The organism is Stenotrophomonas sp. 112478_Sma (assembly GCF_056479905.1).
Genome location: NZ_CM151072.1, coordinates 1,028,799 through 1,055,098 on the forward strand (window position 1 = coordinate 1,028,799; position 26,300 = coordinate 1,055,098).

Genomic DNA, 26,300 nt, shown 5'->3' on the forward strand with positions numbered 1-26,300 from the left:
GGCCGGGTTCACTGCGTAGTCCCGTCCGATCACGTCCGCTGTTTCAGCCGCGCAGCGATGATTCCCGCACCACCAGCTTCACCGGGATGCTCTGGCTCTCCACCGGCTGCCGGCTGATCGAGGCCAGCAGCCGTTCCACCAGCAGTTGCCCGGCCTGCTTGGTGTCCTGCTGCACGGTGGTCAATGCCGGCGATACAGATGCGGCCAGCGGGATGTCATCGAACCCGGTGACCGCCACGTCCTGCGGCACCCGCAGCCCGGCCTCGCGCAGTGCACGGATCGCACCGATGGCGATCAGGTCGCTGGCGGCGCAGATCGCATCGATCGGTTCGCCTCGCGCCAGCAGCGCCTGGCAGGCTTCCTGGCCGGACGCTTCGGTGGTGATGGCATCGTACTGCAGGGCCGGTTCGGCATGCAGCCGGTGATCGCGCAGGGCTGCCACGTGACCGCGATAGCGCTCCTCGAATTCCGGGTAATGGCTGGAGGCGTGGCCGAGGAAGGCAATGCGCCGACAGCCCTGCTGCAGAAGATGGGTGGTGATGTCGTGCCCGCCCTGGAAGTTGTCGCTGCCGATCGACACCCCGGGCTGGCCGGGCAGGGCCGCACCCCAGCGCACGAAGTGGGTGCCCTGTTCGACCAGCCGCTGCAGGCGGTCGCGCGATTCGTGGTAGTCGCCATAGCCCAGCAGGATGATGCCGTCGGCCTTGTTGCTGTCCTCGTAGTCGGCCTGCCAGTCGGTCGACAGCTGCTGGAACGACACCAGCAGATCCTGCCCGTGCAGCGCGCAGGCGCGGGTGATCGAACCCAGCATCGAGTGGAAGAACGGGTTGATCAGCGAATCGTCGTTGGTCGGGTCCTCGAAGAACAGCAGGGCCAGCGTGCCGGCATTGCGCAGGCGCAGGCTGGAGGCGTTCTTGTCCACCTTGTAGTTCAGCTCGCGGGCGATGCGCAGGATGCGTTCTCGGGTCTCCGCATTGACCATCGGGCTGCCGCGCAGGGCCCGCGACACCGTCGGCTGGGAGACGCCGGCCAGATGGGCGATGTCCAGGGAGGTGGCTTTGCCTTTGATGGTCATGGGGGAAGCGCGCGAACGAATGAGTAGATGCCCCGGCATGATGCCATGGGGGCGCCATCGCAGCGCCGGCCGTCACTGCGGCCGTCACTGCGGCCGGCCGCGCCGGGGTGTCCGGCCCGGACGGCTAAGTCATTGCCTTACAAGGATTTCAGTAGGATCTTTCGGTGTCTTTCGTCGCTTCTGGCCGGGCACGGAGCGGCGGCAGTGCTAAGATGCGGTGTTCTTGCATTCCCCCAAATTCATCGGGGGCGGCCCAGTGTCCTGCACCCCCGGCCGGGGCTGTGCTATCACTGGTCGACTGCCCCTGGACAACGGACGAAGGTACCTATGGCGCGCGGCATCAATAAAGTCATCCTGGTCGGCAATCTCGGCAACGACCCGGACGTGAAGTACACCCAGAGCGGCATGGCGATCACCCGCATCAGCCTGGCCACCACCAGCGTCCGCAAGGACAAGGATGGCAACCAGCAGGAACGCACCGAATGGCACCGCGTGGTGTTCTTCGGCAAGCTCGGCGAGATCGCCGGCGAGTACCTGCGCAAGGGCAGCTCGGTCTACGTCGAAGGCAGCCTGCGTTACGACAAGTACACCGGCCAGGACGGCGTGGAGAAGTACTCCACCGATATCGTCGCCGATGAGATGCAGATGCTGGGCGGCCGCGGTGAAGGCGGTGGTGGCGGCGGCGGCAACTACGGCGGTGATCGTCCGCAGCGCCAGCAGGCACCGCGCCAGGAGTACGGCGGTGGTGGTGGCCAGCGTGGTGGACAGGGCGGTGGCTATGGCAACCAGGGCGGCAACCAGGGTGGCGGTTACGGCAACCAGGGCGGCAACCCGCGCCCGCAGCCGCAGCAGTCGGCGCCGCCGATGGACGATTTTGCTGACGACGATATTCCGTTCTGATCGGACGCGCGTCCGCAGGAAACAGAAAGCCCCGCCGATGCGGGGCTTTTCTTTTTTCCACGGCAGGCCGGCGTTGTGCCGCGCAGCATGGATTTTTCGTGCACCGCGTCTTGCAAAAAAAAGAATTCCTCCCTTATGGTGCAATCGATTGCATTGCTGTGAATCGTTGCGTTTGATACCGGTTGGGAGGCCGGCAGATGGATGTCCATCCATTCGATCGGACCGGCATCGGGGCTTACGCGGCGCGATGCGTTGCGCATGGCGTTCGCTGGCGGCCTTGGCCTGGCTGCGGCAGCCGCGCTGCCCTCGTTCGCCGCCCAGGCCCCACTCAAGGGCAACCTGAAGCATTCCGTCGCCCGCTGGACGTTCCCGCAGCAGTCGGTCGCCCAGCTCTGCCAGACGGTGAAGGATATCGGCTTCGCCGCCATCGATCTGGTGGGGCCGGCGGACTGGCCCACACTGAAGGCGCATGGCGTCTACAGCTCCATGTGCAACGGCGCCGAGATCAGCCTGACCAAAGGCTTTGCCGGCCGCCAGTATCACGATGCACTGGTGGAGCGCTACGCGCGGCACATCGATCTGGTGGCCGATGCCGGCTACCGCAACCTCATCTGCTTCTCCGGCAATCGTGACGGCATGGATCCGCGGGAAGGCCTGGAGAATGCCGAAGCCGGGCTGAAGCGCATCCTCGGCCATGCCGAGAAGCGTGGTGTCGTGCTGGTGATGGAGCTGCTGAACTCCAGGGTCGATCATCCCGATTACCTGTGCGATCACTCCGCATGGGGCGTCGAGCTGTGCCAGCGGCTCGGATCGGACAATTTCGGCCTGCTGTACGACATCTATCACATGCAGATCATGGAGGGCGACATCATCGCCACCATCGGCAGGCATCACCGCTTCTTCAAGCACTACCACACCGCAGGTGTGCCAGGCCGGCACGAGATCGGTGACCAGCAGGAACTGCATTATCCGGCCATCTGTCGCGCGATCCGCGACACCGGCTTCGAGGGGTATCTGGCGCAGGAGTTCATGCCTGCGGCACCCGATCCCGTCGGCTCGCTGCGCGAGGCGATCCGCCTCTGCGACGTCTGAAACGATATCCACCCAGGTGAAGTAGACCCATGGCAGACAATCATTACGACGCCATCGTTGTTGGCTCGGGAATCAGTGGCGGTTGGGCGGCGAAGGAACTGACCGAGAAGGGCCTGAAGGTCCTGATGCTGGAACGCGGGCGCAACATCGAGCACGTCAAGGACTACGTCAATGCGATGAAGGAGGCGTGGGATTTCCCGCACCGCAACCGGCCGACACAGGCGATGAAGGCCGCCTTCCCCGTATTGATGCGCGACTACGGCCTGGCCGAGAACCTGGAAGGGATGTGGGCCAATGAGCAGGAGTCACCGTACACCGAGACCAAGCGCTTCGACTGGTTCCGTGGCTACCACGTAGGCGGCCGTTCGCTGATGTGGGGGCGGCAGAGCTACCGCTTCTCCGATCTGGATTTCGAAGCCAACCTCAAGGACGGCATCGCTACTGACTGGCCGATCCGCTACGCCGACATCGCACCCTGGTACGACCATGTGGAGAAGTTCGCCGGTATCGCCGGTACGCGCGAGGGACTGGACGTGCTGCCGGACGGTGAATTTCTGCCGCCGATCCCGCTGAACATCGTCGAGAAGGATGTGGCCGCGCGGATCAGGAAGGCGTTTGGCGGAACGCGGCACATGATCCACTCGCGTACCGCCAACATCACCAAGCCCATGCCCGAGCAGGGGCGCGTGAACTGCCAGTTCCGCAACAAGTGCATCCTGGGCTGTCCCTTCGGTGCCTACTTCTCGACCCAGGCGGCGACGCTGCCGGCGGCGATGAAAACGGGCAATCTGACATTGCGGCCCTTCTCGATCGTCAAGGAAGTGCTGTACGACAAGGACCGCAAGCGCGCGCGCGGTGTGGAGGTCATCGATGCCGAGACCGGGCTGACCTATCAGTACACGGCCAAGGTCATTTTCCTCAACGCATCCTCCTTCAACTCGACCTGGATGCTGATGAACTCGGCCACCGATGTCTGGGAGGGCGGTCTGGGGTCGTCATCCGGCGAGCTGGGGCACAACGTGATGGACCATCATTTTGGTGCCGGTGCCTCCGGCCGGGTCGAGGGTTACGACGACAAGTACTACTTCGGTCGCCGCCCCTGCGGCTTCTACATTCCGCGCTTCCGCAACGTCGCTGCGGACAAGCGCAGCTACCTGCGCGGATTCGGCTACCAGGGCGGTGCCAGCCGCACCGGGTGGTCGCGCGAGATCGCCGAGCTGAACATCGGTGCCGACCTGAAGGAGGCGCTGACGCTGCCGGGCGACTGGCGCATCGGCATGACCGGATTCGGCGAGATGCTGCCGCACCACGACAACACGATCCGCCTGGATCCGCAGCGCAAGGACAAGTGGGGGTTGCCGGTGCTGGCGATGGACGTTTCGATGCGCTCGAACGAACTGGCGATGCGCAAGGACATGGCGGCCGATGCTGCCGAGATGCTGGAGGCAGCCGGCGTCAAGGACGTGGAGATGCACGACAACGACTACGCCCCGGGCAAGGGCATCCATGAAATGGGCACGGCCCGCATGGGCCGCGATCGCAGAAGCTCCGTGCTCAACCAGCATAATCAGGTCTGGGATGCGCCGAATGTCTATGTGACCGATGGCGCCTGCATGACCTCCAGCGCGTGCGTGAATCCATCGCTGACGTACATGGCGCTGACGGCACGGGCCGCCGACCATGCCGTACGCGAACTGAAAGCGGGGAACCTGTGATGGACCGTCGCGAACTGTTGAAGATGATCCTCGCCGCCACCGGCGCGGCCATGGTGGGCCTGCCCGCACTGGCCGCAGGGCAGAGCGCGACGACAGGATCGAAGGCCGCGTTCTCTGCCGCTGACATCAGCATGCTGGACGAGATCGCTGAAACCATCCTGCCGCGAACCACAACGCCGGGCGCGAAGGATGCCGGCGTGGGCCCGTTCATGGCGCTGTTCGTCACCGATTGCTACACCCCCCGGCAGCAGGCGATATTCCGCGCCGGCCTGGTCGATATCGACAAGCGTGCCGGTGGCCGCTTCGTGTCGCTCCCCTCGCAGGCCCGCAGCGAACTGTTGCGCACCCTGGATGCGGAAGCCCGGGCGCACGTCGTCGAGGTCACCGAGACCGGTGCCGCGGAAGAGGGGGAGGCAGCGCCGCACTACTTCACGATGATCAAGCAGCTGGTCATCTTCGGCTTCTTCACCTCGAAGGTCGGTGCGACCGAAGTGCTGAAGTACGTTGCGGTGCCGGGTCGCTATGACGGCGATCTTGCCTATACGCCCGGCACGCCGGCGTGGGGGACCAGCTGATGGGCCTCCACGCCTCGACCCCCCACCTTGATCCGGAAGCACGATGAACCGACCTCTCCTGACAGTGGCCTGCCTGCTGGGCACCGCACCCGTGTTCGCGCAGGACGGCGGCGACCCTGCGCGCGATCCGGCGAAGACCGAAGTGTGGACGCCGGTTCCCGCGGTCGTAGCGACGCCGCCAGGCCGCGCGCCCTCCGATGCGATCGTGCTGTTCGATGGCAAGGATCTGTCGCGCTGGGAGTCGGAGCAGGGCGGACCCGTGCCCTGGACCGTTGCCGATGGCGCGCTGACCGTGGTGCCCGGCAGCAAGGGCATCCGCACCAGGCAGCGCTTCTGCGATGTCCAGCTGCATGTCGAGTGGCGCACGCCCACCGCGACCGCCGGATTCGACGGTCAGCACCGCGGCAACAGTGGCATCTTCCTGCAGGAGGTGTACGAACTGCAGGTGCTCGACAGTTACAACAACCCGACCTATGCCAACGGCCAGGCCGGATCGATGTACAAGCAGGCCATTCCGTTGGTGAATGCCTCGCGTGCGCCCGGCGAGTGGCAGGCCTACGACATTATCTGGAAGGCCCCGCGCTTCTCGGCAGGCGGCGGGCTCACCTCGCCGGCCCGCATCACCGTGCTGCACAACGGTGTGCTGGTGCAGGACGACACGGTGCTGGCGGGCAAGACCGAGTACATCGGCGCGCCTTCCTACGCGCCACATGCCTGTGCGCCGCTGTACCTGCAGGAGCACGACGCCAGGGTGAGCTACCGCAACATCTGGGTGCGCGAGCTGTAGCGCACCCTCATGCCTACTTCGCCAGGTAGCTGGCGATGTTGTCGATCTCCTGCTGCGACAGCTGCGGGAAGGGGGGCATCAAGCCGCCGCCCTGCTTGATCTTGTCCTTGATCTGCGCAGGCTGAAGCCGTTTGCTGACGTCGGTGAGCGCAGGGAACGTCGGTGGCACGCCGGCGCGCTCCGCACCGTGGCAGGCCACGCAGTGCGTTGCGTAGAGCTGCGCTCCGGCAGCAGGGTCTTCCTTGCACCACGCCGCAGCGGCCAGCAGGGTGCCGCACAGCGCGACAGTCACTTTCAGAATCGTTTTCAAGCTGGGCTCCTTCGCGGGCTAGCGCTGTGCACCGGCAGGCACGCGGGCAGTCAGGTGTTCACGCAGATAGTCCGCACCGGTGCGGATGACGGTGGCTGGATCGCGGGGTTGGTCATGCTCGAGGATGTACCACTGCACGCCGGCCGTGGCGGCGGCGGGCAGGATCGCTTTCCAGTCCAGGACGCCCTGGCCCACGGCGGCGAAGCCGCCTTCATCCTCAGCCTGGCCCTTCGGGGCATTGTCCTTGGCGTGCACCGCGAACAGGCGGCCTTTGAATCTGCCCAGCATCACCACCGGGTCATGGCCGGCCCGTGCGACCCAGGCCAGGTCCAGCTCGGTCTGCAGATCGGGGCCGGCCGCGGCGAACAGCAGTTCCAGTCCGGTCGTGCCATTGAAGTCGACCAGCTCGAAGTCGTGGTTGTGATAGGCCAGGCGCATGCCCTTGGCACGGGCCTGCTTCGAGAGCTGGCCCAGTTCCTTGCCCAGCGCCGTCCAGCCGGCAGCGTCGGTGGGGCGGTCTTTCTCGGCCAGATAGGGCACCACCAGCGTGGTGTTGCCGATGGCCCGGTTGAAGGCGACCACGCCATCCAGGTCACTGCGCAGATCGGCCAGCTGCGTGTGCGAGGAAATCGCCTTGATCGAATACTTGTCGAGCAGCTGCTTGAGTTCGGCAGCGCTGACATTCTGCGTACCGACTGTTTCCACGGCGCGCACGCCGGCGTCGTGGACGATCTTCAGCTGCTGGTCGAGCGAGCCGGCATTGCGCAACGTGTACATCTGCACCGCGATGGGCGTGTGCAGGTCGGTGGCATCGCGCGCGAAGGCGGGCAGGGCAACGAGCAGCAGCAGTGCAAGGCTTGCGGTCCTGCGGATACGGATGTTCATCAGGCAGTCCTCCGGGAATTCAATCGATGGCCGTCCAGGCACGTGACCTGGCGGATGCGATGACGCGTGTGACGATTCGCGCCGAGCGCAGGCCGTCATCGAAGGTGGGCAGGCCCTCCGGCTGCTCGCCCGCAATGGCACGGTAGGTGTCGGCGACAAACGCCTCGAAGCAGTTGCCGTAGCCCTGCGCGTGTCCGGCCGGCAAGACCGACAATCTGCGTTGTTCGGCGCTGCCGGCACCGGGCCCGCGCACGAAGCTATCCTCGCGCTGGTCGGGCCGGCCGATCCACAGCCGCTCGGCATCTTCCTGGTTGAAGGCCACGCTGGCCCTGGCGCCGTCAATCTCGAACCACAGCCGGTTGTGGCGTCCGGCCGAAACCTGGCTGACCGTCAACGAGGCGAGCGTACCCGCACTCGTGCGCAACATCGCCGTGGCCACATCCTCGCTGGAAACAGCCTGCGTCGTGCTGCCGGCGGCCGGCGTGGTGAAGCTCTGCCCGGTGACCGCGCCGCGCTCGGCGATGACGGTGGCGAACGCGGCACTGACCTCGGCGAAGCGTTCGCCGCTGACCCATTCCACAAGGTCGCACCAGTGCGAGCCGATATCGGCGAACACGCGCGAGGTGCCGCCCAGCGAGGGGTCGACACGCCAGTTGTTGCTGGCCGGATCCAGCAGCCAGTCCTGCAGGTAGCTGCCGTGGATCAGGTGCAGTGGCCCCAGCTCGCCCTGCGCGATGCGTGCGCGTGCCTCGCGGACCACCGGGTGATAGCGGTAGACGAAGGGGACCGTAGCGACCAGACCGGTCCTGGCGGCCAACGCGGCCAATGCCTGGGCGTCGTCCAGGGTGGTGGCCAGTGGCTTCTCGCAGATCACGTGCTTGCCGGCTTCCAGCGCGGCCTGCGCCATGGCGCGGTGCAGATGGTTGGGCGTGCACACATGCACGACCTGCACCTGCGGATCGCTGACCACCTCCTCGATATCGCGGTAGGCATGCGCGACGTTCCACGCCTGCGCCACCTCCTGTGCGCGCTGCGGGGAAGAGGCCGCCACGCCGCGGACCTCGGCCCCGGCCAGCAGTGCCGCGCGGCGATGCACCGCACCGATCATGCCCGTGCCGACGATGGCGATTCCAAGCTTGGACATCCGATGGGATCCTCAGGGTGCGGTGGGAGCGGCCGCGACAGCGGGGCGTTCGCGGAACAGCAGCAGGAAGGCGATCAGCACCACCAGTGCGACGCCGGCCGGGAACAGCCAGATCTGCTGCCAGTCCGGACCCGCCGCCGTGGTGAAGTGCTCCACCACCGCACCGGACAGGAACGTGCCGATCAGCATGCCTACGCCGTACGTCGCCAGGGTGATGAAGCCCTGCGCGCTGCTGCGCACGTCGGGGCCGGCGTGTGCGTCGGTATAGATCTGGCCGGTGACGAAGAAGAAGTCGTAGCAGATGCCGTGCAGCACGATGCCGATCACCAGCAGGGAGAACGCACCGCCCGCATCGCCGAAGGCGAACATGACATACCGCACCACCCACGCGGCCATGCCCACCGCCAGCATGGTCTTGACCCCCAGGCGGAGGAACAGGAACGGCATGGCCAGCATCAGCAGCACTTCCGAGACCTGGCCCAGCGACTGCAGGCCGGCCGCGCCGCGCACGCCCAGGTCGTTGAGATACGGATTGGTGAAGTTGTAGTAGAACGCCAACGGAATGCAGATGGCGATGGAGGCGAGGAAGAACACCAGGTAGGAGCGCGACTTCAGCAGCCGCAGCGAGTCCAGGCCCAGGATCTGCCCCAGTCCCGCATCGCGCTGACTGGCCAGCGGCGGTGTGTGCGGCAGGGTGAAGGCATACAGACCCAGGGCCAGCGACGCCATCGCCGCCATGCGGAAGGTCAGTTCGAGCCGATGCGCCTGCTCCCAGCCCAGCCAGCCGATCAGCACGCCGGCCACGATCCAGCCGACACTGCCGGCCACGCGCACCAGCGGGAACTGCTTCTCAGGCGACTGCATATGGCGCATCGCCACGCTGTTGGCCAGGGCCAGCGTCGGCATGAAAAGCAGCATGTAACCCATGACACAAGCGAAGAACGTGTTGAAGTCCGTCGCCGTGGATGCGAACCACATCAGCACCGCACCGGCCAGGTGCAGCACCCCGAGAATGCGCTGCGCCGCAAAGTAGCGATCGGCTATCAGGCCGACCAGGAACGGGGCGACGATGGCACCGATGGACTGGCTGAGGAAGGCGGTGGCCACCTGGCTGGCGCTGGCCTGCAGCGGGCCCTGCACCAGATACGTCCCCAGGGTCACGAACCACGCGCCCCAGATGAAGAACTGCAGGAACATCATCGCGCCCAAGCGCGACATGGCGTGCGTCATGGCTTGCCCTCCCGGGGCGGTAGTGGCTCAGAGTCCCAGCATGCGGCGCAGTGATTCCGGCGGCGTGCCGCTGCCGGCGAAGTCGTCGAAGGCATGTTCGGTCACGCGGATGATGTGGTCACGGACGAAGGCGGCTCCCTCGCGTGCGCCGTCCTCCGGGTGCTTCAGGCAGCACTCCCACTCCACGACCGCCCAGCCCGGGAAATCGTACTGCGCGAACCGGGAGAAGATCGCCTTGAAGTCGATCTGGCCGTCGCCGAGCGAGCGGAAGCGCCCCGGCCGGTCGATCCAGTCCTGGTAACCGCCATAGACGCCGCTGCGCGCGCTGGGCCGGAATTCCGCGTCCTTGACGTGGAAGATGCCAATGCGATCGTGATACCGGTCGATGAAGCCCAGGTAGTCGATCTGCTGCAGCAGCAGGTGGCTGGGGTCGTACAGCATCTTCGCGCGTGGGTGGTGGTCCACCACATCGAGGAAGCGCTCGAAGGTGGCACCGTCGTGCAGATCCTCGCCCGGGTGGATCTCGAAGCACAGGTCCACGCCGCTGGCGTCGAACGCCTCCAGGATGGGACGCCAGCGCCGGCCGAGTTCGGCGAAGGCTTCTTCCGCCAGTCCCGGTGGGCGTTGCGGCCAGGGATAGAAGTAGGGCCAGGCCAGCGCGCCGGAGAACGTGGCATGCGCGGTCAATCCCAGGCGTTGGCTGGCGCGGGCGGCCAGCTTCAACTGTTCCACCGCCCAGGCTTGGCGCGCGGCGGGGTTGCCGCGCTTGTCAACCGGCGCGAAGCCGTCGAACAGGCTGTCGTAGGCGGGGTGGACGGCGACCAGCTGTCCCTGCAGATGGGTGGACAGCTCGGTGATCTGCAGGCCATGGTCGGCCAGCATGCCGCTGATGTCGTCGCAGTACGCCTGGCTGCGCGCGGCCTCGGCCAGATCGAACAGATGCGGCGCGTTCGTCGGCACTTGTACGCCACAATAGCCCAGGCCCGCGGCCCAGCCGGCCAGCGTGTCCAGCCGATCAAAAGGAGGTGTTTCGCTGATGAACTGCGCCAGGAACAGCGCCGGACCCTTGAGCGTCTTCAACGTGGTTCGCCCGCGATGCAATCGATTGCATTACCCTAGCAGGGTCTCCCGCAAACCCTGTTGTGCACTGCACAGCGGAAACAAGAACTGACGCCATGGCCACCATCTACGACATCGCCAAGCACGTCGGCGTCTCCGCCGGTACGGTGTCGCGGGCGCTGTCCCGGCCGGACAAGGTGCTGCCGGCGACGCGCACGCGCATCGAACAGGCCGCCGCCGCGCTGGGCTATGTGCCCAATACGGTCGCCCGCACGCTGAAGACGCAGCGCAGCGGCAAGATCCTGGTGACCGTGCCGGACATTGCCAACCCGTTCTTCGCACAGATCCTGCAGGGTGCCGAAGACGCGGCCCAGGCCGTCGGCTACGCGGTCCTGCTGGGCGACACCCAGCATCGACCCGACCGCGAGGAGCGCTATGCGCAGATGCTCCGTCGCAACGAGGCCGATGGCCTGATCGTACTGGGCCATCGCCTGCCGCCTACCGCGCGCGCGATCGTCGAGCAGCAGGGCGCCGCCGCGCCGGTGGTCAACGGCTGTGAATTCGACCCCGCGCTGGGCCTCCCCAGTGTCCACATCGACAACGCTGCCGCCGCGCGTGCGGTGATGGAGCACCTGTACGGACTGGGACATGAGCGGATCGCCGTGGTGGGCGGGCCCCCCGACAACCCCCTGCACCAGCAGCGGCTGGAAGGAGCACGGGCGGCGGGCAGGGCGCGCGGCCGACTGCGCCAGTTGAGTGTTGTGCCGGGTGACTTCTCCGTCGAATCCGGCCATGCGGCGGCGACGGCACTGCTGGCCGCCGCATCGGCGCCGACCGCGATCTTCTGCTTCAGTGACCAGATGGCGCTGGGAACCCTGGCGGCCTGCAGGGAACTGGGCGTCCGCGTGCCCGAGGAGCTGTCCATCGTTGGTTTCGACGATCTGGCGTCGTCGCGTTACCTCACGCCGCCGTTGACGACCATCCGGCAGCCCATGCGGGAGATCGGCGACCGCGCAGTCAAACTGCTGCTCGCCATCATCGAAGGCCTCGATGTCCCGCTTCAGCAGACGCTGGATTTCAGTCTGATGCTGCGTGGCTCGACAGCGTCGCCCGGGCACAGGTGAAGGCAGCAGGCAGGAACCCCGGCAGGCCTGCGCCTGCCGGGGATGTTTCATTGCCTGTGATCAGAAGCGCTGGCCCCAATTCCATTCATTTCCGTGTCCGGAGCGTTCCACTACCATGGGCCACCCCGCCCGGACTCATGCCATGCAAGACGCCCTCGTTGCCCAGCCCCGGCCTCCGGTTGCAAGGATCGCGGCCTGGTCATTGATGCTGCTGGGGATGTGGCTGGTACTGAAGCTGGGCCTGGTGGTGACGCTGCTGTCGGGCCTGCTGGTGTTCCAGTTGACCCACCTGCTGGCGTCGACAGTGGAGGGGCGCCTGCCGCCCGGGCGCGCGCGTGCGATCGCGGTGATCGTGCTTTCGGCCGTCATCATCGGCGTGCTCGTGCTGGCCGGCATCGGCGTGGCGTCCTTCTTCCGCACCGAAACCGGCGGGCCGGATGCGCTGCTGGCGCGCCTGATGGACATCCTCAACACCTCGCGCCACCAGGTGCCGGCACTGCTGCAGCCCTATATTCCCGAGGACATGCCGGCACTGCGTGCGGCATTGAACGAGTGGGCGGCAGAGCACCAACGGCAACTGGGCGTCGCCGGCACGTCGGCGGTGCAGATCGGCGTGCGCGTGCTGATCGGCATGGTGCTCGGGGCGATGATCGCGCTGTACGACGAGCTTCCGTTGCCGACGATGGGGCCGCTGGCGCAGGAACTGATCGGCCGTACCGGCCGCCTGGCGACCGCATTCCGCCAGGTGGTGTTCGCGCAGGTGAAGATCTCCCTGCTCAATACCGTGTTCACCGCGATTTTCCTGCTGGGGGTGCTGCCGCTGTTCGGCGTGCACCTGCCGCTGTCGAAGACGCTGGTACTGATCACGTTCATCGCCGGCCTGCTGCCCGTGGTGGGCAACATCATCTCCAATACCGTCATCACCATCGTTGCCCTGTCGGTATCGTTCTACGTGGCGGTGGTGGCGCTGCTGTACCTGGTGGTGATCCACAAACTCGAGTACTTCCTCAATGCCCGCATCGTCGGTGGCGAGATCCAGGCCCGTGCGTGGGAACTGCTGCTGTCGATGCTGGTGATGGAAGCCGCCTTCGGCCTGCCGGGGCTGGTCGCTGCGCCGGTGTTCTATGCCTATGTGAAACGGGAACTGGTGGACCAGCGCTGGATCTGACAGTTGCCGGTGCCAGCGGGCGCCACTGCAGCGCCACGGTGGACGCTTGTGGGTGCCGCCAGCCGGCAGCTACAGTGGTCCGCACTTCAGGGGAATGGTGAATGGCCCGCAAGGTGTCGCCGATCGGGTTACGGACCTGGGTCTGGATCCTGGCCGGGCTGTTCGTGGTCTGCACGCTGCCCTTGATGGTCATCGCCCTGGTCCAGGGCACGCTGCGCTACACCGCAGCGGAAGACAACCTCGTCAGCCTGCACCGGTTGCGACAGACCTTTGATCTGGCCAATCTGGCCTCGGCCGAGCGCGGGCCTGCCAACAGCCTGCTCGGCAGCGATTGCGCCGACACCGACGAACGCGCGCGGCTGGCGGGAGGGCTGGCACAGGCGCGAAGGCGGGTCGACATGGCGATGACGCAGATGGATGCCGTGATCCTGGCCGGGCCCTCCCTGCCTGACGAGCGCCGCACCCTGTTCGAGGCCCAGCATCAGCTCCGCCAGGCGCGCGCGGCGGTGGACCGGGTCGTGGCAAAGCCCGCAGCCGCGCGGACGGTCGACGACGTGGAGCATGCGATCAACAGCATGTTCATGGTGACCGATCGCCTGCATCGCCTGGGTTCGGCGCAGATCAACGTGCTGGTGGCCACCGGCCTCGAAGCGGCGATTCCGGCGATCCAGGGCCAGATCCTGATGGACCTGCGCGAGCATGGCGGCCGACTGGCGTCGAATGTGATGGCGCCGGTGGCGGTTCCCGGGGCCTGGCGCGTCCGGCAGGTACGCGCGGCGCAGCAGACCGAGGGCCGCCTGCTCGAGCTGTGGCGGCTGGCAGCCAGTCACGAGTCGGTGTTCCGCAGTGATCCTGAGCTTTCCTGGCACTGGGACATGGCACGCCGGCAGTTCTTCGCCGAGTCGCTGCCGATGATCGAACAGCTGATCGAGGAAGGTCGCCGTGGACGGCCTCCGCCGTGGAACACCGCGGAGTTCACGGCGCGCTACGTTCCGACGCTGCAGTCGCTGGAGGCGCTGCGCGACGGCTACCTGAGCGTGTCCATCGAGCGCTTCGAACAGGCGCGGAATCGCGAGGCCACGCGGCTGGCCGTGTTGTGGGCCACCGCATTGGGCACGCTGGCGGTGCTGGGCGTGGCCCTGCGCATCGCCCACCGACAGATCCTCCGGCCGCTGCTGCAGGCACAGGAACAGGTGGTGCAGATCGCGTCCGACGCGCCGGGCCCCGCGCAGCACGTCACTCATCCATTGGCAGAGATGCAGCGGCTGTTCGACGCGATTGAAGTGCTGCGCGAGACCTCACGTGAGCGTTCCGCACTGACCAGCGAACTGCGCCAGCTGGCCGGCACCGATGCGCTGACCGGGTTGCTCAATCGGCGCGCGCTGGACGAACACGTGCAGCAGCGGCACGCCGCAGGCAACGGCATGGCGGTGGTGATCCTGCTCGACGTCGATCATTTCAAGGCAATCAACGACGGCCATGGCCACGCCGCAGGCGACGAGGTACTGGTGCAGGTTGCGCAGCTGCTGCGCAGGTACCTGCGGCACACCGACAGCATCGCCCGCTACGGTGGCGAGGAGTTCCTTGTGCTGGTGGCGGATGGGGATCTCGGCGCGGGTGGCCGGTTGGCCGAATCGCTGCGCGTCGCACTGCAGCAGTCGGATATCGTGCTGGGCAATGGCAACGTGCTGCGTGTCACTGCCAGTTTCGGCGTGGCCGAGGGCAGTACCGATGTACTGGGCTGGCGTTCCCTGCTGCGCGCTGCCGATGCCGCGATGTACCGGGCCAAGGCACAGGGACGCGACCGGGTACGGATTGCCGGTGCACGCTGAGCGCCACGGCGCTGGCGACGCCGGTCATGGCGGTACATCAGGGGCAGCATGCCCCCTTGCGCCGCACTTCATCCGCATCGCACAGAGCGCGGCCTAGACTTGCAGCCTGACACTGCAGGAGCCCGCCATGTCCGTCGATCCCGCCTTGGCCAGCGCGCAGCCGGCGTCCGTGCTGGCGTGCACCGACGCCGATGCGCCACGCCCTCCGTCGCTGCGGCGCCGCGGTGATGGTCGTGTGGCTGTGCAGTGAGATCGGCCATGGCGATGCTGGAGATTCCCACGCTGCATACCGCACGGTTGCGCCTGCGCCCGCAACGGCTGGAGGATTTCAACACCTATGCGAGCTTTCTTGCATCGCCCCGTGCGCGCGGCATGGGCGGTCCATTTGGTGAGGTCGCGGCCTGGGGACAGTTCTGTCACGACCTGGCCAGCTGGCCCTTGTTCGGCCACGGCGCGCTGATGATCGAGCGGAGCGACAGCGGCGCCTGCATCGGACAGGTCGGCATCAATCACGGCCCGTTGTTTCCGGAAAAGGAACTGGGCTGGCTGTTGTACGACGGCCACGAAGGGCAGGGCTTCGCCAGCGAGGCCGCGGCGGCGCTGCGCGACTGGGCGTTTTCGTCGCTGCGGCTGCCGACGCTGGTGAGCTACATGGCGCCGGACAACCTCGCGTCGCAGGCCGTGGCCCGGCGGCTGGGCGGTGTGCTGGATGCGGACGCGCTGCGCAACGATCCGGACGATCTGGTGTTCCGCTACGCGCGTTGAGTTCGGACAGTAAACCCCTCGGCAGTTTGCGGAACACGACAATGGCGTTTCATCCCGCCTTCTATGGACTCAGCGAAGCGAGGCTTCACCGGTCCAGGCACCGGGAACCGCCAGTTCGGGCGCGAGCGCATGTTCGACTGCGCGCCGCAGCAGTGCAGGGGCGATGTAATGCCGGTGCACGCCATCGATCAACGCCATGTAGACACGCCCGAAGATGTTGCGGGTCTGCACACGCGTGCCAAGGCTGATATCGATGCGGCCGTCGGTATGCCGCTGCACGCGGACACTGCTGCGGAAGCGCAGGTGGCGATCGTCGGCGCCCAGCAGTACTTCGGCATAGCGGCCATGTGCATCGACCTGTGAATCCAACACGGGATAGCGGCCCGCAAAGAGCTGCGTGTGATCGCTGCATGCCAGCGACGAGACCGGGCAGCCCAGCCGCGCGGTGCGCAGCCCCAAGGGAGCCACCAGCCAGTTGCGCACCGCCATCAGCTGGCTGACGCCGCCCGGTGGGTTGCACAGGAAGCCTTCCAGCACGTTTGCCAGCAACTGCGAAACAGGTGGCTGCTGCAACTGAGCACCGTCCAGCCGGAGCACCGTCAGATCATGGTAGTTGCTGGACTGCAGTGCTTTGCCCAGCAGTCCGTCATCGCTGGGCGCGCGGGACTCGATGGTAAATGGAAGGGGGGCACGTTCGACGAAGCCACGCAGTGGACGCAGATTGATCCGTCGCAGCGGGCCGAGCAACGCCCGGGTACGGGCGCACAGGGACGCGCACAGGCTGGGAGGTGCGGCCTGCAGCGAGAGACGCAGCAGCGGGGTGGCCGCCAACGTGGCCATGGTGGGCCAGTGCACCTCGGGAAGCACCTCAGTCAAGCTGGGAATATCAGCACCGTTGCGTTGCACCTGCGCTCTTGTTTCAGCGCTCATCGCACCGGCCAGTTCGTTGCTGTGGCAAGACAGTGCGAACAGGGCAGGGTGGCCAGGATGGTTCGATACAAACTGGTGCCAGGTACCTCCGCCAAATCGAACGGTGAAAAGGCAGTCCGGTGGGATCTGGACGCGACGCAGCGAGCGCGGGAGCGCGACGGGATCGATTGCGAGCTGTGCATCGGAGGCCATCGCGAAACGCAGCTCAGCGCCTGCGCTGCCGGCGATGGCGGTGAACATGCGTGGGCCGGCGTGGCGATGGAACGGATGTCCGCCTTCGCCGACCATGAAACTGTACAGCGAGGACGCATCGCCGTACTGCAGATGCATGCCACCGAGCCGTGCAGAGGGCTCATCGAGTGCATCGATGAAGGCGGGGTGGTGGCGCTGACGCTGGCTGGCATCAGCCACCAGCGCGTCTCCGGCACCGATGCCGAGCTGTGCGATCAGTGTGACTTCAACGGGGCCGCCGCCCTCCTGAGCCGCAAGCTGTACACCTGGAAACGAGCGGCTGTCGTGGGTCGGTCCAGGCATCGGGCGGCTCCTCAGGGGGCGGGTGACTTGCGGCGTGCGCGCGCTTCGCGCTTGAGTGGGCCGCCCACCGGGCAGACTTCGGCAGCCCACGAGAACAAGGTGTTGGCAAGCCGGTCGGGCACCTGTCGGAAGTACACGTACTGGCCACGCTTCTCGCGTTCGATCAGACCTGCCTCTTCAAGGATGCGCAGATGGTTGGACAGTGCCGGCTTGCTGAAATCGAAGCGCTCGGACAGTTCGCCCGCACTGAGTTCACCGGCGCTGAGATAGGCCAGGACCTGCCGCCGGGCGGTTGAGGCGAGTGCTTCGAAGATGCGATCCATGAGAATGTGATTAACTAATTAGTTAATTAATAATCAAATCGTCACTGGGGTGTCAAGTGCGGAGGCGGGTTCGAAGCTCGCGTGCAACAGCGCCGACGTTCAGCCTTTCACTTCGGGATGTGGTATATCGTTTATCGATAAATCCACCCCGGGGCGGCAGGACCACCCCAATACCGGAGGCCGCTTGACCGCTCGTCCCGCCCGCGCCAGACCCGCGCGAGGCTTGTTCACCCTGGCCCAGACCGCCGTGCAGGCCGTGCGGGCCATGTGCTGGCTGGGCATCCTGGCCGCACTGCTGGCCGTGCCGCTGGTCGCCTACGACCGCCGCTGGCTGCTGGATGCCGTGCATGATGCACGCACTGCCGCCGCCCACGGAGGCGATCTGTTCCTGCACTTCTGCATCGGCCTGGGCACCATCGTTGCCCTGCTGGTGCTGTGCCTGGTGTTCCTCCGACACCTCGCGCGGATGCTGAGGTCCGCTGCCCGCGAACGCCCCTTCACCCATGCCAATGCCCGGCGCCTGCAGCGCATGGCCTGGTTGATGCTGGCGATGGAACTGCTGTCGATCGTGATCGGCCTCTACGCTGCCTGGATGGGGCCTGATTTCGCCTGGATGGAGGTGGGCGGAGGCATGTCCATCACCGGTCTGGTCGCGGTACTGATGCTGTTCGTGCTGGCGCGCGTGTTCGCGGTCGGCGCGGCGATGCGCGACGACCTGGATGGCCTGATCTGATGGACCTGACCTGATGGCCGTAGTGATCACGTTGGACCGCATGCTGCAGGCGCGTGGCATGACCCTGTCCGAGCTGGCGGGGCGCATCGACATCACGCTGGCCAATCTGTCCATCCTTAAAACCGGCAAGGCCCGCGCCATCCGCTTTTCCACGCTGGATGCCATCTGCCGGGAGCTGCAATGCACACCCGGCGACCTGCTCGGCTACGACCCGACGCAGGCGCACGATGGCGGCTGAAGCTTTTGTTTTTCCCCCTGACCTACTGACGAAACGGACCCGAAATGGAATGGTTGGCTGACCCCTCGATATGGATGGGACTTGCAACCCTGGTAGTGCTCGAGATCGTGCTCGGCATCGACAACCTGGTGTTCATCGCGATCCTGGCCGACAAACTGCCGCCGCACCAGCGCGACCGTGCGCGGGTGATCGGCCTGACGCTGGCGCTGCTGATGCGGCTGGTGCTGCTGGCCGCGCTGGCGTGGATCATGAAGCTGACCGAACCGCTGGTCACGCTGTTCGGTCACAGCTTCTCCGGACGCGACCTGATCCTGCTGGGCGGTGGCCTGTTCCTGCTGTTCAAGGGCACCATGGAGCTGCATGAGCGGCTGGAGGGCCGCAGTCACCAGGAAGACGGCAAGAAGGTCTACGCCAGCTTTGCCATGGTGGTGGCACAGATCGTAGTGCTGGACGCCGTGTTCTCGCTGGACTCGGTGATCACTGCCGTGGGCATGGTCGACAACCTGGGCGTGATGTATGCCGCGGTGACCATCGCGATGGCACTGATGCTGGTGGCCAGCAAGCCGCTGACCCGCTTCGTCAACAAGCATCCCACGGTGGTGGTGCTGTGCCTGGGCTTCCTGTTGATGATCGGCTTCAGCCTGGTCGCCGAGGGGCTGGGTTACAAGATTCCAAAGGGCTACCTGTACGCGGCGATCGCGTTCTCGATCCTGGTGGAAGCCTTCAACCAGTGGGTGCGCTTCAACCGCGAGCGCAACGAGCGTCGCCAGCCGTTCCGTCAGCGCACTGCCGATGCCGTGCTGCGCCTGCTGGGCGCCCGTCCGGCCAATGGCCACGACGATGCCAGCGAAGAAGACCACGGTGATCCGGAGGAACGCCTGCAGCCGGCCGAACACGAGATGATCCGCAGCGTGCTGGGCCTGGCTGACCGGCCTGTGTCCAGTGTGATGACCGTGCGCGCCGACGTGCAGTGGATCGATCTGGCGCGCGGCCAGGACGACGTGGTGGCGCGCCTGGTGGCGTCGCCGCACACGCGCCTGCTCGTGGGCGAGGGTGATCTGGACAGCCTGCGTGGTGTGGTGCAGAGCCGCGACCTGCTGGCCGACCTGCTGCAGGGCAGGCCGCTGCAGCTGGAAGCCAACCTGCGCCAGCCGCAGTACGTGCTGTCCAGCGCCAGCGCGTTGCAGGCGCTTGAACTGATCCGCCTGCACCCGGTACCGCTGGCGGTAGCGGTGGACGAGTACGGCAGTGTGGAAGGCCTGGTGACCGCCAATGACCTGCTGGCGGCGATCGCGGGCGATCTGGTCGATACCCAGGACGAGCGTTACGGCGTAGTGGCGCTGGACGAGGGCCAATGGGAGGCCGACGGCGCGTTGACGCTGGATGACCTGCAACGGCTGGCCGGCGTGTCGCTGCCCCGCAGTGCCGACTACATGACCATCTCCGGCCTGGTGCTGGACCAGCTTGGCCGCCTGCCGGATGTGGGCGATGCGGTCGAAGTAGCGGATGCCCGCATCACCGTACTGGCCATGGAGAAGCGGCGCATTGTCCGCCTGCGGGTGGAGCGCCTCGGGCTTCCGTAGCGTCCAGCGTGCTCGACTGCGAACTGAGCAGCCGGGCATGGCCCGGCTCTACACAACGCTGTCCGCAGCCGTCACCATGGCGGGCTCTTGTCTTCGTCCAGGAACGTCGCAGTGCTGAGTACGATTGGTTTGCTGATGGGCGTGTATGTGGCCCTTCGCCTGTTCTGGCCGCTGCGCCTGCCCGTGTGGTTGAAGGTACTGCTGTCCCTGCTGCTGGTCGCCATCGCCGTCCAGCTGCGGATCGTGGCCACGTTCTGGGGCACGATGGCCTCGCCGGAAATCCCCAAGCTGGCCATCGCCGTGCTCGCCACCGGCTCCACTGCGGTACTGCTGCTGGCACTGGTGATGCTGGTAATGGACGTGGGCCTGCTTGGCGCGTGGGTTCTGCGCAGGCCCCGTGTGACCGCAGCGCTGCGCGCGCCGTGGCTGCGCCCGGGCGCAGGCCTGCTGGCTCTGCTGGTCAGTGCCTGGGGCGTGAGCCAGGGCATGGCGGTGCCCAAGACCCGACAGATCGAGGTGGCCATTGCCGGCCTGCCTGCCGCGTTCGAGGGTTACCGCGTACTGCAGCTTACCGACATCCACGCCAGCCGCCTGCTGACCGGCGACTGGGTGCGTCAGGTCGTGGCCGAAAGCAATGCCCTGGCGCCCGACCTGGTCGTCATCACCGGCGACCTGATCGATGGCACCGTGCAGGCACGGCGCAATGACTTCCGGCCCCTGGGTGAACTGAGGGCGCCGGACGGGGTGATCGCCATCACCGGCAATCACGAGTACTACGCCCAGTACAGCGAATGGATGCAGGCGTTCCGTGCGCTGCACATGCAGGTGCTGGAGAACAGCCACGTGCAGGTGCGGCGTGGGGATGCGGCGATGACGATCGCCGGTGTCACCGATCCGGTGGCCGCGCGCTTTGGCCTGCCGCTGCCCGATCTGGAGGCGGCGCTGGCGGGTGCGGATCCGGCCGCCCCGGTGATTCTGCTCGACCACCGCCCACGCAATGCGAAGGACGCGGCCGCACGCGGGGTCAAGCTGCAGCTGTCCGGCCATACCCATGGCGGCCAGATCCTCGGCATGGACCAGCTGGTGAAGCGTGCCAACGGCGGTTTCGTCTCCGGACGGTACCGCGTCGATGACATGACGCTGTATGTGAGCAACGGTGCGGGACTGTGGGCCGGCTTCCCGGCACGCATCGGCGTGCCCTCGGAGATCACCCTGATCACCCTGCGCCGCGCACCCTGAGCCGTCTGCGGTCCGCGCCCGTCGTGCAGCGGGTCCACCGTGCCGTCACCCGCGTGGTGGCACCCTGCGCACGGACCGCAGACAGGGAAACGATGGTGGCGAAGGCGAACAGGCGATGAGTGCGACACAGCAGCGCTCGATGTGGGTCGCCGGCCTGTCCACCGTGGTGGAGTGGTACGACTTTACCCTGTACCTCTATTTCGCCACGGTGCTGTCGCGGGTGTTTTTCGGCGGCGGCGAACAGGCGATGCTGGTCACCCTTGCGGGATTTGCCGTGTCCTACCTGATGCGCCCGCTCGGCGCGCTGTGCTTCGGTCACCTCGGCGACCGCTTGGGGCGGCGCTGGATGCTGCTGGCCTCGATGGCGCTGATGGCTGCAGCCATGCTGGCCACCGCGCTGCTGCCTACCGCCGCGACGGCGGGCACGACGGCGGGTGTGCTGCTGCTGGTGCTGCGGTGCGTGATGGCATTCTCGGTGGGCGGTGAATACACGGGCGTAGTCGCCTATCTGCTGGAAAGCGCTCCGGCACGCCGGCGTGGACTGGTGACCTCGTTGGCCTCGGCGGCCAGCGAAGTGGGCGCGCTGCTGGCGGTGGCGATCTCCGCACTGACGGTCGCGCTGCTGCCGCAGGTACAACTGGACAGCTGGGGATGGCGCATTCCGTTCTTCGTCGGTGCTGCACTGGCGCTGGTCATCCTGATCGCGCGTTCGGGCATGCATGAATCGCCGGAGTTCGAGCGGCAGCGTCGCGAGGGCAGCATTCCTGCCACGCCGCTGCGCCACGTGCTGCGCCACCATCCGCAGGCGGTAGCGCGCACCTTCGCCATTTCCGCGCTGGGCTCGATCACCTACTACGTCGGCATCACCTATGTGCCCGCGTTCCTGCACGCACAGGGGCACGACGAGGGCGATGCCCTGTGGCTGTCGACGATCGCGGCGGTGGCCGTGATCGCCATCACTCCCTTGTGCGGTGCGTTGTCCGATCGCTTCGGCCGGCGCCCGCTGCTGTTGGGCCTGACGGTGCTGGCGGCGTTGCTGCCGCTGTCATTGTTCGGCTGGATGGCGCATACCACGCCGTTGGGTATCGCCGTGGCGGCGGTGCTGCTGGCCTGCGTGGCCGGTGGCGTGAGCGCGGTCGCGGCACCGGCCACGGCCGAGCAGTTTCCGGGCGAGGGCCGGGTAAGCGGGCTGGCACTGGGCGTGACCATGGCCACGGCGGTCTTCGGCGGTGCGACACCGTGGCTGGCGCAGTGGTGGGTGGAGCGCAGCGGCTGGGCGGCGGCACCGGGCGCGATGATCGCGCTGGTCGCATTGCTGGTGTTGCCGGTGCTGTGGACGCTGCCGGAAACGGCATCGACGCGGAAGACCCGCCCTGGCAAGCAGGGCGGATCCTAGCCGGTCACACCTTCAGCGTCTGCTCGATGTCGGCCAGCACGGCGGCGGCATCCACGCCAATGGCAATCGACTGCACCACGTGGCCGTCCCATACGCTGGGGCCGAATGCCAGGCCTTCAGGCTTGGGAATGGTCATGCCACGGGCGACGCCGTCGGTGGCCACGCGCACGCTTGCGCGCTCGAAGCGGAACAGCTCCGGGCGGGTGAGCGCGATGCAGGCGCAGCAATCGTGCACGACCATGCCCTTGTGGCCGGCCTGCAGGTAGAAGTCCACGTAATCCTGCGACAGCGCACGCACCAGTTCAGCATCGGCACCCCCGACCGCAGCCAGTTTGTCCAGGCCGTCACGGTCCATCTCGACGCGGGTGGTCACGTCCAGGCCGATCGCGGTGACCGGCCACTGTGCGGTGAACACCACGTCGGCGGCTTCCGCATCGCCCCAGATATTGGCCTCGGCGGCCGGGGTGATGTTGCCGTTGACGTGGAAGGCGCCCCCCATGATGACCACGCCACGCACCAGGCCGGCGATGTCCGGCGCCTGCTGCAGGGCCAGGGCCAGGTTGGTCATGCGGCCGACCGCGACCAGCGTGACCTCGCCTGGATGGGCCCGCACCAGATCGATGATCAGCTGGTGCGCAGGACGGGCGTCGGCGGTCACGTCCAGCTGTGCAGGCACCGGGTGATTGCCCAGGCCATTGTGGCCGTGGATGTGCACCGGCCAGGCTTCCGGCGTGGCATCGGGCTGCAGGGGACCCGCGGCGCCACGCGCGACCGGCGCAGTCAGCGCCCAGGCCTGCTTCAGGTACAGCGCGTTGTGGGTGGTGGACTCCACCGAGGCGTTGCCGAAGGTGGTGGTAACGCCGATCAGGTCGATCTGCGGATGCTTGTGCAGGTACAGCAGGGCCAGGGCGTCGTCGACGCCCGGGTCGGTATCGAAAATGACTTTCAGCATGTTGTTGTTCTTCTTCTTCCGTGTGGTGCGGGGGGCCCCGGCGGCCAGGAGGCAGGCCGGCGCGCGCTACATTGTCCCATCTTCATGACAGGCAGGGCCATTGGCGGGGCGGCGGGCCATAATGGCGTCGATATCCATGCCGGGAGACGCCTGGTGCTGATCGTGACCCTTCTGCTGGTCCTGCTGGTGCTGGGCCTGAATCTGCTGGCGAGCTGGGTCATTCTGCGTCGGCAGGAATTGTCGTCGGGCAACCGGGCCGCGCAGGTGCTGGTGATCTGGCTGCTGCCGCTGATCGGCGCGGTCGTCTGCCTGCTGGTGGCAGCCGCCGAGGGCCCGCTCGGACTGCAGGCACGCAGCCAGGACGGCGCGATCTGGGCCAGCGATGGCGCCCACGAGGGCAATGCCCCCTCTGCGGACTGTGGCAGCGACGGCGGCAGCTGCGGCGATTGACGCCACAGGAACAGGGTCAGCCACCGCCCGCAATGCGGGCCACGCCCGGCGGGGCGACAGCTCGCTCAGGCGCCGCCTTCGGTCGGCAGCGGCGCCGGTACGTTCAGCAGGCCCCCGGCCGCCACGTAGGCGGCCAGCGCCTGGCCCTGGCTGAGCAGGTGCCGTTCCATCGTGCGTTCTGCCGCGTCGGCATCACGGCGACGGAAGCACTCCATCAGCTCGCGGTGCTCGGCCAGCGACTGTGCCGTGCGTCCGGGCGTCAGCAGCTGCCGGCCGCGATGCATCTTCAGGATGCGGTGCAGGTCGTGGGTGATGCGGATCAGCCACGGATTGCCGGCATAGTGCTGCACGGTTTCGTGGATGAGGTAGTTGTTGCGGTAATACTCGGCGATGTTGCCGTCAGCCGCCGCCGCTTCCATCGCGGCATGCAGGGATTCCAGCTGGGCCACGCCCGCATCATCGATATGCCTGACCGCCTCATGCGCGCAGCGGCCCTCCAGCATGGCCATCACCGGGAACAGCTGGTTGAGGTCCTCCAGCGTCAGCCGGGTTACCCGGCTGCCGCGCCCGGCGTCGATCTGCACCAGGCCTTCGGCTGCCAGCAGCTTCAACGCCTCGCGCAGCGGGGTGCGGCTGATGCCCAGTTCACTGCACAGCGCAGGCTCGTCGATCCATTCGCCGGGGGGCAGGCGATAGTCATAGATGCGCTCACGCACATGTTCGGCGACCTCCTCGTACAGAGGGGCGCGCTTCTTCGGGGACCGTGGAGCAGGGGCGATGGCCATTGGCAGAGTGTACCCGCTGGCGGTAGTGCCGGCCGTCAGCCGGCACGACCGGTCATCGCCTACATCCAGCCCGGCACCACGAACACCAGCCAGGCCAGCAGCGGCCCCAATGCCACCACCAGGCCGCTGTAGACCAGGAAGCGGCGGAACAGCGTCTCGCGTTCTTCCTTCGCCGCCGATGCCACGACCAGTGCACCGTTGGTGGAGAAGGGGCTGACATCGACGATGGTGGACGACACTGCCAGTGCGCAGATCACGCCGGCTGCACCCAGGTGCCCCTGCATCAGGAACGGCACCGCCAGTGGAATCGTTGCGCCGAGCACCGCCGCGGATGATGCGAATGCGGAGACGATACCGCCGACGTAGCACACCAGCAGAGCGCCCAGCAGCGGAATGCCGATGTTGGAGACGCCGTTGCCGATGAAGTCGACCGCGCCCGCATGCTCCAGCACGCCGATATAGGTCACCACGCCACAGATCAACAGAACGGTCGACCAGCTGATGCCATCCACCGCACCCTTCTGGCTCTGCGGCGAGAGCAGTGCCAGCGCCACTGCGACGGTGATCGACACCAGGCCGACGTTGAGGTTGTAGATCAGTGCCGCCACGCCCAGGCCGAGCAGGCCGACCAGGGTGAACAACCGCTCCCGGGTCAGACCCACTGCATCCAGCGCCGCCGGATCGTTGCTCAGGGTGCCGCCGCCGGCCGCCACCAGCGCGCCATGGCCTTCGATGGCGAACTGCCGCGACGACGCCTGCGGACCACCGGCCATTGCCAGTTCCGCACCGCCCGCGGTAATCGAGCCACGTCGCATCAGCGCGATGCCGCCGAAGGCGAGGAAGCAGATGATCGCCATCATGAAGTTGAAGCCGAGGCTGGTCAGGAACACTGCCATCTCGGTGACCTCCAGCCCGGCCTTCTGCACCACGCCATTGGTGATGCTGCCGTACACGCTGATCGGCGAGAAGCCGCCGGCCTGCGCACCGTGGATGACCAGCAGGCCCATCATCAACGGGTTGATGTTGTACTGCTTGGCGAAGCGCAGCGCGACCGGACCGATGATCGCCACCGCTGCCGGGCCGAGGGCGCCGAAGGCGGTCAGCACCGCAGTGACCACGAACATCACCCACGGAATGGCCACGATGTGGCCGCGCACCGCGCGTACCGCCCAGTGAACCAGCAGGTCGATGGTGCCGTTCTTCTGCGCGATGGCGAACAGGTAGGTGATGCCGACCAGGGTCAGGAACAGATCGCCGGGAAAGCCGGCGAGGACTTCCTTGCCACCCATGCCGACCCAGACACCACCGATGATGAAGGCCAGTGCGAAGGCCACTGCGCCCATGTTGATCGGCAGTGCGGTGGCGACGATGAACATGATCACCAGACCGATGATCGTTGCGATTTGTGGACTCATGCGCCCTCCCAGACACGTGGCTCACGTACAGCGCGGATGGAGACCCGCCATCCCCGGGGTA

Annotated in this window: 27 protein-coding genes; 16 read left to right on the plus strand and 11 right to left on the minus strand. The window is 66.7% G+C overall.

Annotated features, from left to right (window positions below; translation table 11 throughout):
- Positions 1–43 precede the first annotated feature (43 nt).
- Positions 44–1,075 (minus strand): LacI family DNA-binding transcriptional regulator, encoded by a 1,032-nt coding sequence (locus tag ACZK08_RS04820; protein ID WP_065182397.1) that lies wholly within the window; start codon positions 1,073–1,075, stop codon positions 44–46.
- Positions 1,076–1,402: 327 nt separating this feature from the next.
- Between ACZK08_RS04820 and ACZK08_RS04825 the strand changes: the two genes are divergently transcribed.
- The 5 genes from ACZK08_RS04825 to ACZK08_RS04845 all read left to right on the plus strand — a co-directional run bounded on the left by ACZK08_RS04825 (position 1,403) and on the right by ACZK08_RS04845 (position 6,144).
- A complete protein-coding gene (locus ACZK08_RS04825) occupies positions 1,403–1,975 on the plus strand; it encodes a single-stranded DNA-binding protein (protein ID WP_065182396.1) in 573 nt (190 codons plus the stop codon).
- A gap of 201 nt (positions 1,976–2,176) precedes the next feature.
- A complete protein-coding gene (locus ACZK08_RS04830) occupies positions 2,177–3,067 on the plus strand; it encodes a hydroxypyruvate isomerase family protein (protein WP_180875414.1) in 891 nt (296 codons plus the stop codon).
- Between the two features lie 29 nt (positions 3,068–3,096).
- Complete coding sequence (locus tag ACZK08_RS04835; protein WP_065182395.1) at positions 3,097–4,782, plus strand: GMC oxidoreductase; 1,686 nt, start codon at positions 3,097–3,099, stop codon at positions 4,780–4,782.
- Positions 4,782–5,357 carry a gluconate 2-dehydrogenase subunit 3 family protein gene (locus ACZK08_RS04840; RefSeq protein WP_065182394.1) on the plus strand — a complete coding sequence of 192 codons (576 nt, stop codon included), beginning with the start codon at positions 4,782–4,784 and terminating at the stop codon, positions 5,355–5,357. The genes ACZK08_RS04835 and ACZK08_RS04840 overlap by 1 nt, the downstream gene beginning before the upstream one ends.
- 43 nt (positions 5,358–5,400) lie before the next feature.
- Positions 5,401–6,144, plus strand: a complete 744-nt coding sequence (locus ACZK08_RS04845; RefSeq protein ID WP_065182393.1) for a 3-keto-disaccharide hydrolase — start codon at positions 5,401–5,403, stop codon at positions 6,142–6,144.
- 13 nt (positions 6,145–6,157) lie between these two features.
- Here ACZK08_RS04845 and ACZK08_RS04850 read toward each other — a convergent pair whose 3' ends face one another.
- Genes ACZK08_RS04850 through ACZK08_RS04870 form a run of 5 tightly spaced genes read right to left on the minus strand, consistent with a single transcriptional unit; the run spans position 6,158 to position 10,793 of the window.
- The gene (locus tag ACZK08_RS04850; protein ID WP_053516691.1) at positions 6,158–6,454 is read right to left on the minus strand and encodes a c-type cytochrome; all 297 of its coding nucleotides are present in this window, start codon (positions 6,452–6,454) and stop codon (positions 6,158–6,160) included.
- 18 nt (positions 6,455–6,472) lie between these two features.
- Positions 6,473–7,339: a sugar phosphate isomerase/epimerase family protein gene (locus ACZK08_RS04855; protein WP_065182392.1), complete on the minus strand. Its 867-nt coding sequence runs from the start codon at positions 7,337–7,339 to the stop codon at positions 6,473–6,475.
- 19 nt (positions 7,340–7,358) lie between these two features.
- The gene (locus tag ACZK08_RS04860) at positions 7,359–8,483 is read right to left on the minus strand and encodes a Gfo/Idh/MocA family protein (protein WP_065182391.1); all 1,125 of its coding nucleotides are present in this window, start codon (positions 8,481–8,483) and stop codon (positions 7,359–7,361) included.
- Positions 8,484–8,495: 12 nt separating this feature from the next.
- Positions 8,496–9,713, minus strand: coding sequence for a nucleoside permease (locus ACZK08_RS04865; protein ID WP_065182390.1), 1,218 nt, complete (start codon positions 9,711–9,713; stop codon positions 8,496–8,498).
- A gap of 27 nt (positions 9,714–9,740) precedes the next feature.
- Entirely contained in the window at positions 9,741–10,793 is a 1,053-nt protein-coding gene (locus ACZK08_RS04870) for a sugar phosphate isomerase/epimerase family protein (protein WP_065182389.1), read from the minus strand.
- A gap of 95 nt (positions 10,794–10,888) precedes the next feature.
- Here ACZK08_RS04870 and ACZK08_RS04875 point away from each other — a divergent pair, with 95 nt between their 5' ends.
- The 5 genes from ACZK08_RS04875 (at position 10,889) to ACZK08_RS04895 (ending at position 15,661) form a co-directional block, all read left to right on the plus strand.
- Positions 10,889–11,896, plus strand: coding sequence for a LacI family DNA-binding transcriptional regulator (locus ACZK08_RS04875; RefSeq protein ID WP_065182388.1), 1,008 nt, complete (start codon positions 10,889–10,891; stop codon positions 11,894–11,896).
- Positions 11,897–12,038: 142 nt separating this feature from the next.
- Entirely contained in the window at positions 12,039–13,064 is a 1,026-nt protein-coding gene (locus ACZK08_RS04880) for an AI-2E family transporter (RefSeq protein WP_053516238.1), read from the plus strand.
- 101 nt (positions 13,065–13,165) lie between these two features.
- A complete protein-coding gene (locus ACZK08_RS04885; protein ID WP_065182387.1) occupies positions 13,166–14,896 on the plus strand; it encodes a GGDEF domain-containing protein in 1,731 nt (576 codons plus the stop codon).
- A 127-nt stretch (positions 14,897–15,023) separates the two neighbouring features.
- Entirely contained in the window at positions 15,024–15,146 is a 123-nt protein-coding gene (locus tag ACZK08_RS04890) for a hypothetical protein (protein WP_258012769.1), read from the plus strand.
- 8 nt (positions 15,147–15,154) lie between these two features.
- Positions 15,155–15,661, plus strand: a complete 507-nt coding sequence (locus ACZK08_RS04895) for a GNAT family N-acetyltransferase (protein ID WP_065182386.1) — start codon at positions 15,155–15,157, stop codon at positions 15,659–15,661.
- Between the two features lie 69 nt (positions 15,662–15,730).
- Here ACZK08_RS04895 and ACZK08_RS04900 read toward each other — a convergent pair whose 3' ends face one another.
- Together ACZK08_RS04900 and ACZK08_RS04905 are read right to left on the minus strand one after the other, a co-directional pair.
- On the minus strand, positions 15,731–17,125 hold the full coding sequence (locus ACZK08_RS04900) for a DUF2867 domain-containing protein (protein ID WP_065182385.1): 1,395 nt from the start codon (positions 17,123–17,125) through the stop codon (positions 15,731–15,733).
- An 11-nt stretch (positions 17,126–17,136) separates the two neighbouring features.
- A complete protein-coding gene (locus tag ACZK08_RS04905; RefSeq protein ID WP_196768758.1) occupies positions 17,137–17,454 on the minus strand; it encodes an ArsR/SmtB family transcription factor in 318 nt (105 codons plus the stop codon).
- A gap of 259 nt (positions 17,455–17,713) precedes the next feature.
- Here ACZK08_RS04905 and ACZK08_RS04910 point away from each other — a divergent pair, with 259 nt between their 5' ends.
- From ACZK08_RS04910 to ACZK08_RS04930, 5 genes are all read left to right on the plus strand, one after another.
- The gene (locus ACZK08_RS04910; RefSeq protein ID WP_065174736.1) at positions 17,714–18,181 is read left to right on the plus strand and encodes a DUF2975 domain-containing protein; all 468 of its coding nucleotides are present in this window, start codon (positions 17,714–17,716) and stop codon (positions 18,179–18,181) included.
- A 13-nt stretch (positions 18,182–18,194) separates the two neighbouring features.
- Complete coding sequence (locus ACZK08_RS04915; protein ID WP_065174577.1) at positions 18,195–18,419, plus strand: helix-turn-helix domain-containing protein; 225 nt, start codon at positions 18,195–18,197, stop codon at positions 18,417–18,419.
- A gap of 44 nt (positions 18,420–18,463) precedes the next feature.
- Positions 18,464–20,002, plus strand: a complete 1,539-nt coding sequence (locus ACZK08_RS04920) for a TerC family protein (RefSeq protein WP_065174578.1) — start codon at positions 18,464–18,466, stop codon at positions 20,000–20,002.
- A 111-nt stretch (positions 20,003–20,113) separates the two neighbouring features.
- The gene (locus ACZK08_RS04925; protein ID WP_478452525.1) at positions 20,114–21,241 is read left to right on the plus strand and encodes a metallophosphoesterase; all 1,128 of its coding nucleotides are present in this window, start codon (positions 20,114–20,116) and stop codon (positions 21,239–21,241) included.
- Positions 21,242–21,356: 115 nt separating this feature from the next.
- Positions 21,357–22,637 (plus strand): MFS transporter, encoded by a 1,281-nt coding sequence (locus tag ACZK08_RS04930; RefSeq protein WP_065182383.1) that lies wholly within the window; start codon positions 21,357–21,359, stop codon positions 22,635–22,637.
- Positions 22,638–22,641: 4 nt separating this feature from the next.
- Here ACZK08_RS04930 and ACZK08_RS04935 read toward each other — a convergent pair whose 3' ends face one another.
- Complete coding sequence (locus ACZK08_RS04935; RefSeq protein ID WP_053516220.1) at positions 22,642–23,589, minus strand: nucleoside hydrolase; 948 nt, start codon at positions 23,587–23,589, stop codon at positions 22,642–22,644.
- 162 nt (positions 23,590–23,751) lie between these two features.
- Here ACZK08_RS04935 and ACZK08_RS04940 point away from each other — a divergent pair, with 162 nt between their 5' ends.
- Positions 23,752–24,039 carry a hypothetical protein gene (locus ACZK08_RS04940; protein WP_309250432.1) on the plus strand — a complete coding sequence of 96 codons (288 nt, stop codon included), beginning with the start codon at positions 23,752–23,754 and terminating at the stop codon, positions 24,037–24,039.
- A 65-nt stretch (positions 24,040–24,104) separates the two neighbouring features.
- Here ACZK08_RS04940 and ACZK08_RS04945 read toward each other — a convergent pair whose 3' ends face one another.
- Both ACZK08_RS04945 and ACZK08_RS04950 read right to left on the minus strand, forming a co-directional pair.
- Positions 24,105–24,824, minus strand: coding sequence for a GntR family transcriptional regulator (locus ACZK08_RS04945; protein WP_065174583.1), 720 nt, complete (start codon positions 24,822–24,824; stop codon positions 24,105–24,107).
- 59 nt (positions 24,825–24,883) lie between these two features.
- The gene (locus ACZK08_RS04950) at positions 24,884–26,239 is read right to left on the minus strand and encodes an SLC13 family permease (protein ID WP_053516216.1); all 1,356 of its coding nucleotides are present in this window, start codon (positions 26,237–26,239) and stop codon (positions 24,884–24,886) included.
- Between the last annotated feature and the right edge of the window lie 61 nt (positions 26,240–26,300).